Source organism: Thermogutta sp. (assembly GCF_039793925.1).
Lineage (GTDB): Bacteria > Planctomycetota > Planctomycetia > Pirellulales > Thermoguttaceae > Thermogutta.
On record NZ_JBAMME010000147.1, the window covers coordinates 1 to 9,516 of the forward strand.

General features: G+C 54.0%; 13 protein-coding genes. All 13 read right to left on the minus strand.

The window, feature by feature from the left end; genetic code table 11:
- Positions 1-91: 91 nt before the first annotated feature.
- The 13 genes from ABJK56_RS06015 to ABJK56_RS06075 are packed head-to-tail and all read right to left on the minus strand — an operon-like array spanning position 92 to position 9,404.
- The gene (locus ABJK56_RS06015; protein WP_347243758.1) at positions 92-478 is read right to left on the minus strand and encodes a hypothetical protein; all 387 of its coding nucleotides are present in this window, start codon (positions 476-478) and stop codon (positions 92-94) included.
- Positions 475-849, minus strand: a complete 375-nt coding sequence (locus tag ABJK56_RS06020; RefSeq protein ID WP_347243759.1) for a hypothetical protein — start codon at positions 847-849, stop codon at positions 475-477. Before ABJK56_RS06020 ends, ABJK56_RS06015 begins: the two co-directional genes overlap by 4 nt.
- A gap of 25 nt (positions 850-874) precedes the next feature.
- Positions 875-1,375, minus strand: coding sequence for a hypothetical protein (locus ABJK56_RS06025; protein ID WP_347243760.1), 501 nt, complete (start codon positions 1,373-1,375; stop codon positions 875-877).
- A 2-nt stretch (positions 1,376-1,377) separates the two neighbouring features.
- Positions 1,378-1,872 (minus strand): hypothetical protein, encoded by a 495-nt coding sequence (locus ABJK56_RS06030; RefSeq protein ID WP_347243761.1) that lies wholly within the window; start codon positions 1,870-1,872, stop codon positions 1,378-1,380.
- Positions 1,869-2,330, minus strand: coding sequence for a hypothetical protein (locus tag ABJK56_RS06035; protein ID WP_347243762.1), 462 nt, complete (start codon positions 2,328-2,330; stop codon positions 1,869-1,871). Before ABJK56_RS06035 ends, ABJK56_RS06030 begins: the two co-directional genes overlap by 4 nt.
- Positions 2,331-2,356: 26 nt before the next feature.
- Positions 2,357-2,701: a hypothetical protein gene (locus ABJK56_RS06040; RefSeq protein ID WP_347243763.1), complete on the minus strand. Its 345-nt coding sequence runs from the start codon at positions 2,699-2,701 to the stop codon at positions 2,357-2,359.
- A complete protein-coding gene (locus ABJK56_RS06045; RefSeq protein ID WP_347243764.1) occupies positions 2,688-3,260 on the minus strand; it encodes a hypothetical protein in 573 nt (190 codons plus the stop codon). The genes ABJK56_RS06040 and ABJK56_RS06045 overlap by 14 nt, the downstream gene beginning before the upstream one ends.
- On the minus strand, positions 3,235-3,462 hold the full coding sequence (locus ABJK56_RS06050) for a hypothetical protein (RefSeq protein WP_347243765.1): 228 nt from the start codon (positions 3,460-3,462) through the stop codon (positions 3,235-3,237). The genes ABJK56_RS06045 and ABJK56_RS06050 overlap by 26 nt, the downstream gene beginning before the upstream one ends.
- Before the next feature lies 1 nt (position 3,463).
- Positions 3,464-4,609, minus strand: coding sequence for a phage major capsid protein (locus tag ABJK56_RS06055; protein WP_347243766.1), 1,146 nt, complete (start codon positions 4,607-4,609; stop codon positions 3,464-3,466).
- Positions 4,610-4,631: 22 nt separating this feature from the next.
- Positions 4,632-5,666 (minus strand): hypothetical protein, encoded by a 1,035-nt coding sequence (locus ABJK56_RS06060; protein ID WP_347243767.1) that lies wholly within the window; start codon positions 5,664-5,666, stop codon positions 4,632-4,634.
- 15 nt (positions 5,667-5,681) lie between these two features.
- Complete coding sequence (locus ABJK56_RS06065; RefSeq protein ID WP_347243768.1) at positions 5,682-7,607, minus strand: phage portal protein; 1,926 nt, start codon at positions 7,605-7,607, stop codon at positions 5,682-5,684.
- Entirely contained in the window at positions 7,592-8,998 is a 1,407-nt protein-coding gene (locus ABJK56_RS06070; RefSeq protein WP_347243769.1) for a hypothetical protein, read from the minus strand. The genes ABJK56_RS06065 and ABJK56_RS06070 overlap by 16 nt, the downstream gene beginning before the upstream one ends.
- Positions 8,985-9,404, minus strand: a complete 420-nt coding sequence (locus ABJK56_RS06075) for a DUF5681 domain-containing protein (protein WP_347243770.1) — start codon at positions 9,402-9,404, stop codon at positions 8,985-8,987. Before ABJK56_RS06075 ends, ABJK56_RS06070 begins: the two co-directional genes overlap by 14 nt.
- Between the last annotated feature and the right edge of the window lie 112 nt (positions 9,405-9,516).

The following is a 9,516-nucleotide window of genomic DNA, read 5'->3' on the forward strand; positions in this document are numbered from 1 at the left end:
CTTCTCACCATTTCCCGTTCCCGCTCACGCCACCGACATTCAGCGGCAATGAGCTCTCGCAATTCCTCAATGTTCACACCGTCAATAGTTCTCAAGCTCCACCCGTAGGTTCTGGCGAGCCAGGCGATGGTGTCCCAGACCCACTCCCGGAAGTCGGCGGGGGTTCCTGGCTCGGGACAAGTCGCTGAAAAAAACCGGTCTCCTGCCACTTCTTCACAATTTTCCAGAAGGCAGAAAACACCTCCGCAGGCTCGCAGGCGTCAATCCAGTTGGGGTCTCGGTTTATCACCGCACCCACGAAGTCCGCAGCCTTGACAAGCAATTCAAATGTTTCCCGCGGACTATTATCTGTGGAAACTGCGGGAAACTGAAGACTGTCAGTTTTCGCCAGCTGCCGCAGAATTCCGATGGTCGGCTTGAGTGGTATGCTGAATTCTGTGCCCCGCAACACAATCGTCAGCTTTTCGTCTGCACTCATTGTTCCTCCTTCTGGACTTCCCATTTTTCATTCTGCGGAATTTCACGGCTGACTTCAATCACATTGTCGTGTTTCGGATTTTTCCGCAGCTGGTCAATCCGTGCGAATATTGCGTTGGTTAATGCTCGCACACGCAGGGAAAACAAGACCAGTGAATTCCGGGGTAGGATTTTCGCTTTTCCGTTCTCATCTGCCACACAGAAGAGAATACTGACCGCTTTTTTATACCGCTGTTCATCCGGAAACCGAACAGCGAAATCATATATTCCATTCTGCTCCTGCCTGGGGTGCAGAATTATCTGTGCCCCCCTGTCCAGTGCTGCCAGTGCCGCAGCCACTGTTGGGTTGTCTGTATTATATTCTTTCTTCACCTTTCCTCCTTGCGGTCATCAGCCGTTATTCAGGCGGTGTAAATTTCACTTTTCCGAGTGAAGTTCCTTCATCCGGCTGAACTGCCCGGAAAATCACCGGGAAACTGGCGACTTCATCTTTGGAGAGCGGGATATCGCCCTCGCCCGGCAGAACCTTCACCCGGTCAAGGGTAATCTCCACCTGTGTTCCATCGGTCAGTGAAGTCGTCAAAATCAGTTTTCCTTCAGGAAGAACCACTGTGTCTGTCCCGAAAGAGTATTCATTCTGCAGCTGGCTTACTTCTCCGCCGAAACCGGATGCATAGAACCACGCCTTGAGGTCCGCGTAGTAGAGCTTTCCTGTTATGTCTATGTATTTGCTTGTTCGGAAAATATCCGCAATTCCGCCGTAGTCTTCGGTATTCACTTCCACCGTCTTGCCGCCGAAGCGAATCCGGATGTCCCCGATATATTTTATTATCGCCGGCTGGGGTTCCGGGCCGAATGAAACCGTCACCAGCCCAATCTGTGCTTTCAGCGTAGCCATACCTACACCTCCTCTCTGGTGTTTTCAATAGTGTCAATATTGACCCCGACCATCACTCCAAGCCACCCTGCCGACAGTAGTTCCTCTGCCGGATAGGGGGTTATACTGGCAATTGTGGCGGTGGCAATGTTGACACCTTCTATTCTCTGCGAATGGTCTTGCCATCCGCTGATTTTCTCTCCTACCGTATCCAGCAGGGTATTGACCAGATTTTCGCAGGCAGATGGATATTGAACTCTGCTTCCGCCTGCGGGTATCCGCTGGAAGAAAAATACCAGAAACTGGTGCTTGAATAGCAGAAAAGTCCCCTTGCTTTCCACACTGCAGGTAATCAGGTTCACCGCTGCCGCAATTTCTCCCTGCTGGTAGGAGTTTGTCAATGGCTGCAAGAATAATAGGTCATCAACCCGGGTTGAAAGAACTACATCTTTCACACCCGGGATTTCCTTCAGCCGGTCAGCGATGGAATTTCCCAGTGTAGTCCAGTGAATTTTCATTGCCCCTCCCCTAACCGCAATCGTGCGAACATCTGCTCAATCTCTGGTCGGCTTTCCTCCATTGTTCCAGAACACCAGGCCACCCGGTAGCCCCAGACCATCAGCCCACCCCTTGACAGCATTCCCTTGCGAGGCCCGCGGGTGATAATTTTGGGCAATGCATCCTCCCGATGATGATGCCGAAGCCAGGCCTCCCAGAGATGCCGCACTTCGCCGGTGGACGAAATCACAGGCAGAAAGTGCCGCTTGATTCCCTGGTCAATCAGCACCGGATACACTGCCCGGCTTCCATCCCGAACCAGTGGATTGAGAATACCCGCCCGCACCGAATGCGGAGTGTCATATTCCCAGGTGATACTCTGGCGAGCAAATCCGGTATCCACCGGTATCCGCCCTTTCATCCTCCGTGTGAGCAGTTTCCCGCATTCGCGCAGAAAATACCGATACAGCGTAGTCATTGCCTCATCGCCTCGCCGCCAGTCCATCATATCCACTCCCGAATATATGCCCGAGCATAGCCCGTATGGTCATCGTATGCCACCTGGACAATTTCATATACCTGCTGCTCTTCGGTTCGGTATAGCCGCCGAGCCACAAGCCGGTCACCAGCCTGAACCTTATCTGAAAGAAAATTTCCATCAAAAAAAACGACCCACCGGCATTGATACAATAGCCCCATATCCTGAATTCTGGATTGCTGGGTTGATACATCCTCAATCCGCACCCCGACCGAACCAAGACTTGACAGTTGCGGCATTGCGACTTCACCACTCTTCAGGGTTGACGCCACCCTGAAAAACTCCGCCGTATGCGTATTACACCCAGCCATTCGGTGTCTCCCAGACCACATATTGAGCCAGATGCCGGCTGATTTCCGTCATCAATTCCCCCGCTCTGGGAATGGAAAAGGGCACTGCTCCCCGGGTGCTGTCAATCCCTGCCATTTCCATCTGATGGTGCAATGCCAGAAGCACCCGGGCAATCTCGGACTTGATAGCGTGGGCGTGCTCGGTTGTGCGGCAGAAACCACCGGGATAGGTGATTTTCACCCGTTGATTTTCGTAGCCCGTGAGAAACTCAATTATCGTCGGCGTGATGTTGACCTCTTCCGCCGGCACAGTAATTCCGTCAAGGGTAATCTCGGTGAACTGCTCATATGGAATTGCTACCCCGGTGGGCTCACGCAATCGCCAGAACCAATGAACACCTTTATCGCGCAAGTATCCGGCATCAGTATATGTATCTTCTGCCAGGTTCCGCCCAACTGCAGCCTTAACCAGCAACGCAGCCCGCTCAAGCAGGTTAGCCCAGTAATCATTTTCTGCCACCGGGTGCCCGGGCGGTAAATACTTAGCAATCAATTCAGGTAGTGTCGTAATCGTAGACATTCAAAATCTCTCCTTTTTTCTGCCGAACGAGCCGGTGAGCCTCTGCTTCGGGTAGCCACTTGACAAGCCCGGTCGCGAACAGCCGCACCGGCAGGGACTTCAGGGGGGCGGGGTTTCTCCTTTGCGCACGGCGTACTGCCTGGGCCCCGGAGATGTCGCCGAAATCGGCTTTTTTGCCCCGCCCCCTTTCCCATCGCTTCATTCTATTCGCCACCGCCTCCACCGCCTCCGCCAATCACCAGACTGGCTTTCCGCCAGGCATCCGCAACCGCAACTCCACCATCCGCATCCCAGCCAACCACAATACCCACAAAGTCAGTAGAACTCGGTGACCAGCCCTCCGAAATTTCCTTGACTGTCAACGCCATACCCTCGTAGATGAAGTATGTGCCCGGGTCGCCGAAGAACACGAGGTCATCAGAGTGATATGAGTTCGTCACGATTGGATGACCGAACAGCTCAGTCAGCTCCACATTCTGCGGGAAGATATACCTGCCATCACCATCTTGCGCTGCGTGGATTTTCCCGCGTGTTTTCCGGTTCATCGTCCAGATTGCGTTCGGCACTGCGGTTTCAGGCAGGGCATAATATACATCCCGCAGCCTGTCTATGATGGTCGTGCCCGTAGTGATTTCCTCAATTTCGGCATTCTCCAGTCCCAGGAACTCATTGCTGTCTGCCCCAACCGCAATCTGCTTGTCATAGGTGTTCGCCTGCACCCGTGCCACATACTCTACCAGTGCCTGATAAAATGCCGGGACTGAATACCGCATTACAATCCCGGAAAGCACCACTTTTTTCGCCCAGTGCATCAGGGTGAACTGGTCGCTCGTGATAGTCGGCTTGATATTGCCCGGTGTGCCGAATTCAGCGACCACCGTCGCCACCGCATCAGAATCCGTGAAAATCGGGACCTTCCCACTGAGCGCACCAACCGGCACCCGCTTGACGAACTTGTGAATGCCGGGTAGATGGGTGAAAAAGTCCACAACATCATTGACTGTTTCGGAAGGCAATACCCCACCAGCAGCGGAACTCCCGATTTCATTTGCCTGGGTCAGGAAGGTTAACTCGGGATACTTGCCAGGCAACGAACGGGCAGCAGCGTAATCTCGCCCTCTGAGTGCCTGTATGAGCTCCAGGCAATACTGCTGTTTTCGCTGCTCGGCGGGGTTGGTCTTGAAATCTGCCACCCGCTTCAGAATTCGCTGCTCCATTGCAGCGAGTTCGCCCTTCAGGTCCTCAGTGAAATTCTGTTTCAGAGTTTCACCAAGAACCCCAAAGGCGGCTTCCAGTCCTTTTTTCTCCTCCGGCGTAATGCCAGGGATGTCGCCAAGCCTGATTTCCATCTCAACCTCCTCAAAAAGTCTATCAAGGTTTTCTAAAGGCTCTACTGAGCCTTCGCAAAAGCCCGTCCCTACTGGGACTGTATTCCAGTATACCAGTTTCTTTTCCTTTTGTCAAGTCCTCTTCCTCAAACTGCCGTCTGTGCTTGTCAAGGTGTGATTCCACTTCGGGAATATCTGCCTTCGGAATGTCCACTCCGCCTCGCCCGCCGTGCAATGCCGCAATCGCCGCCGCTACACCCCGGAAGTTCACCTTCAGCCGTCCCTCTACTATGTCGTGATGCGGAAGTTTGTATGACCCGAATATCTCAGGATTATCCGAATCATACCAGCCGAACCCTCGCCGGTATTTCGCCCAGTCTATTTTCTCCGGGTCGCCCGAACCATCCGAACTCGCCCACTTCCGCAACCGCTGAACCGCCGCATCCGCATCCCAGCCCTCATCCCTGTCCATCAGCGGGGTGTCTTCGTATGGCACAGCTCCCTGTGTATGCATCTGAACTTTCGGCTGGTAGTTCTGCCGGAAAGCCGCAAGAGCCAGCGGGTCTGCTCCGACTGATACCACTGAAACTTCGTGCAGCATCCACCTGGAAAATACCGGAACTTTCCCGGAAGTTTCCCAGAGTGAATATGTCGGCTTTCCATATTCGGGCTCACCGACAGGAGTGAACCCTATGGACACACCGAGCGGAATGCCCGACTTCCACATCTCCCATATCATCTGCGGAAAACCAGATAGGTCTGCCGGCAAGCCTTCGGTTTCCTCTGGAGTCCAGAAGTGAAGCCTCGCCCGTAGAACCGGCACAGCCATATCGGCTACTTTCACTTCGCCCTTTTCGTAATTGTCCACCCAGCCAATCGGAATATTCGGAGTTGCCGTGCCGTGCTGCCAGAGCAACGGCACCCGCCCATCAGGAGTGATAGTCTGCAGACCATCAGGAATTACCACCCAGCCGTTGAAGTTCAGAATTTCACTTACAATCACCACCTTGATATTTTTTTCATCCTTAACTTCTGCTTGCCTGACTACCTCAAGGTGGTTCATTTTTTTCTCGCTCATATTCGCACCTCCTATCTATGCCGGCAATATCGTGCACCGGCAGTTGACGATATTTTCCGGTGAACCCGCCGGGTCGCCCGGATACTGCAGAGGTTCACCAAAAACTATGAATGGCTCGGTCGCAAGCACTATCTGCCCATCGGCTTCAAGGTGCGGGTCTCGCACCCGGTCATCCTGCGTCGCCAGCCACTCTTTTTTCTCTATCCCTTCATCACGGTAGAACTGCAGTTCGCCTCCGTTCAGACACCCGCCGACTTCGGTGCGAGCAATCCGAATTGCCCTTGACCAATCCAGCACAATTGACTGCTGAACTGCCTTGACGAAATCATCCAGCTCCCAATTATCGGCAAATCCCTGCTCCAGTATCTCCCGCAGTTTCTTTGCTGTTTCGGTATCTACCTTTTCCGCGAAAGCCTTCGCCCGCTTCCGCAGTTCTACTATTGCTTCAGGTCGCAATGCCCGGTCTTCTGCCTGCTCCATTCGCCCTACTTTCACCCGCCCGTTTTCAATTCCATCCGCCCACATCGCCGGGTATAGTGCCATCCGGATTTTCACCGCCCGGTCAATCGCTTTCTGCTGGTCATAGGGGACAGTAATGGTTTTGGTCTTGATTAAATCGGGTAAATTGTCAAGTGTTTCCTGCAAAATCTCGTCCAGAAGTTTGCCGACTTTCTTTGCCATCTGCCGCTCCCAGCCTGCCCGCTGCCGTTCATATGCTTGCCATTTCAAGAGCCGGATTTCCTTCTTCGGAGACTGAACCAGAATTCTTGTCTGCTGCTCAGTGCTTTCACCAGAAGAGCCGCCCACCGGATACAGGGAAATGGGCATCCAGAGCTGGTCTGCCATTGGGCTTTCAAACGGAGGCAATCCTGCTAATTCTCTGCCCTCGTTGATGGTCATAATCGGAACGCCGGTCAGGTTCCGAATTGCCAGTGCATTCTGAAGCTGTAGTTCGGACACAAGCCAGCAGTCCTGCTCGCCAAACTCAACCCGGTCAATGACACCCTGCAGTTGCGGGCGGGTGGATAGAAAATTCGTCAACCCCCCGGCAAGAAGCCGCCAGAGTGGCCGCAGTGTCCACTCGTAGAAAGCCAGCAGTTGCTCGCGGTAGTTGGCATAGCGGTTTTCCGCGGAGGATAGAAGAGCGGGTGGCACACCGAACACCTGCCCAATCTCTTCCCGGGTGCGTCCGAGCGTTTCAAGAACTCCCGAATCAATGAGGGACTGGGCAATCTCAACCCAGTCAACATCGCCTTCCAGGTAGAGCGGGCGTCCAGCCTGCTCGGCGGTGGACAGTGCCTCCCGGACTTTCTGGATGAGTTGACCTCGCTCCTCCGGACTGGCGGAGGGTGTCTTCTTTCGCAGAAATCCCCGCTTGACACTTCCTTGCTCAAGCGAGTTCGCAATTTGCTGCCAACCGGCGAAGTGTGCCCGCCAGACCGGCTCTATAACTTGCGATGGTGGGAATATTCTGCGGGGATGTGCCGCCGAAGGGTCAAAGAGGGCAAGCTCATATACCATATCCGGAGAAATCTTTTCTGGTAGTCGTTCTCCCGGTGAGGCTGGGTAAACTGTCAAGACTGCGGGGTTCTCCTGCACCAGCCGGACTGAACCAAACAGCAGAAGCCGGGAAGTCATCATCATCACCCAGGTCGCATAATCCCAGCCCGGATAGGGTTCACGCAAAAATTCATTCCACATCGGATTGTCCGCTATCACCTCGCCATTCCGGTATGCTATCAGCGGCACTGTGAGCGACTGGGAAATTCGCTGCAGGCAAGCATATATCGTGGAAACCCGCTGGTATGCTTGCGGGACTGATGAGATTTTGTTGGGGTTGACAGCTCCGAAGACTGCTGCCCAGCTGAGTGACCCTTCCCTTTGCTGCCTTCGCACCTTTTTTGCAATATTTCGCAAAAATCCTATCATAGCACCCCCCATTCCAGTGTTCCAGCGCGGGACTTGACAGTTGCTCCCAGCACCGCCATTGCCACCGCATCCGCCCGGTCGGGCGATGTCTCCAGCTTTTCCTTCATCTCCAGTTGGTACACTCTATCTGCGGTGACAGAAAACCGGCGGGCAAACTGCCGGCGAAGCACCGGGTCATCGGGAAAGGAAATTGCCTTTTTCATTGCCAGCTCCCGCACTTCCCACCACGCCCAGGTAGCAACATTCGCAGTCAGCTTGGTCGGGTCAGTGTGCCCGCAGAAATCTTTTGCTCCGCCGATAAAGGGTAAAACATTCACGCCGTCAAGTCTCAGGATGTCAACTACCCCCTTTCCGCCTAACCCGATGTAATCCACCACAACCGGCGTGCCAGCTGGAAATTCCCGCAGAATATCTTTCACCCGCACACATACTTCCTGCGTCCCGTGATGTGCCCGGGAAGCATACGGAATTGACACCACGTTGTTTTTCACGGAAGCAATCACGGTCTCATTGCTTCCGGCGGCAGTGTCAATCCCGAGAGCAGTCAGATTCCCCGAAACTGAAATTCCAACGCACTGCTGAAAAACATTTTCGGGGATGACTGTCCATTCCTCGCTTTCGGGCGGAAACTCGCCAAGCACATAGGTATGATACATCGGGTCTTGTTCCCTTCCCTGCCATTTCCCGGTCAACTCTTTCAGTGTAGGTATTCCGGGAATGGATATTCCGTTTTTCTCCATCCACTCCGCTGCCTCCAGAGTGGAAAACCGAAGCCGGCAATGCTCGGGAAGCGAAAAGTAAAAAGAGGCAGAGGCGTTGGCGCGGGAAATTGGGTTGAAGCTGCACCAGATGTGCGAGGTGGGTCGCCCGGTAATCGCCGATGCCTCAAATGTTTCCCGAACCTCCGGTGCAATCCCTTCAAGCTCGTCAAGCACAATCAGTGTCCGGGTCTGAGAGTGAAGTAGACCCTTGACGCTGGCGGCATTGTTTCGGTCGGACAGGGCGTAGCACATTCCCCACCAGTCCGGACGCTTTTCCTTGCCCGCAGGATACCACTCCCGGATACCGAGCCCGAATGGCGCCAGCTCAAACCCACGCTCCCGGGCAAACTGAATGCACCGGCAGACCTCAAGCCAGGTCAGTTTCTCTGCCTGCTCCAGTTTCGGGGCAGCGAACAATGCCCGCCCACCGGGTGAAATTGTCAGGGCAATGGTCGCAACCGCCCCGAATATGAAGGTCTTGCCGCTCGCTGAGCCCCCCATTGCCGCTACTCTCGGTTCTCTACCCAGCACCGCAACCGCCTGCTCCTGAGCAGGGGTAAGTATCTGATACCCCAATATATCCGCCAGAGCAGCCCGCAAATCACGCCCCAGCACTTCTTGACACGCTTCATTCAGGTTCATCGTTTTTCTGCAACCGGTTCTGAATCAGCACCGGTAGCGGAAGCAGAGCATAGGGGTCGGTGGTGATGTCAAGGGTTTCTGAAACTTTGCCGTCCACCCGGTCAAGGATTTCCCGGCGAGCCGCCGCATCCTTGCCGATTGTTGCTTCAAGGATGAGCTTGGCAACGAATAAGTCCTGATATTTCTGGATGTTCTCTTTTTTCCAGAGAGCCACCGCGGATTGATACAGGTCGGCAACTGGCGGGGGCATCTGGGAGATGTCGGGTAATGGTTGCCCCAGAAATTTCCGGAGCAGGTCGGCAAGAGCCCTGTCCTTCCGGGGTCTACCCCTCGGATTGCCCGACTGCCCGGGCTTCCAGATGCTGGAAGATTTCATCTTTTTTTGTTCTGTTTTGCAGGTAGTCATCTCATCCTCCGGGAAATTATAGCAATTCCCGGGGGGATTGTCAAGAGACATCGTTTTTCATTTTTCTATCGTTGGGTATTTCGCCCGCAACTTTTTCAGCACTTCCAACTCC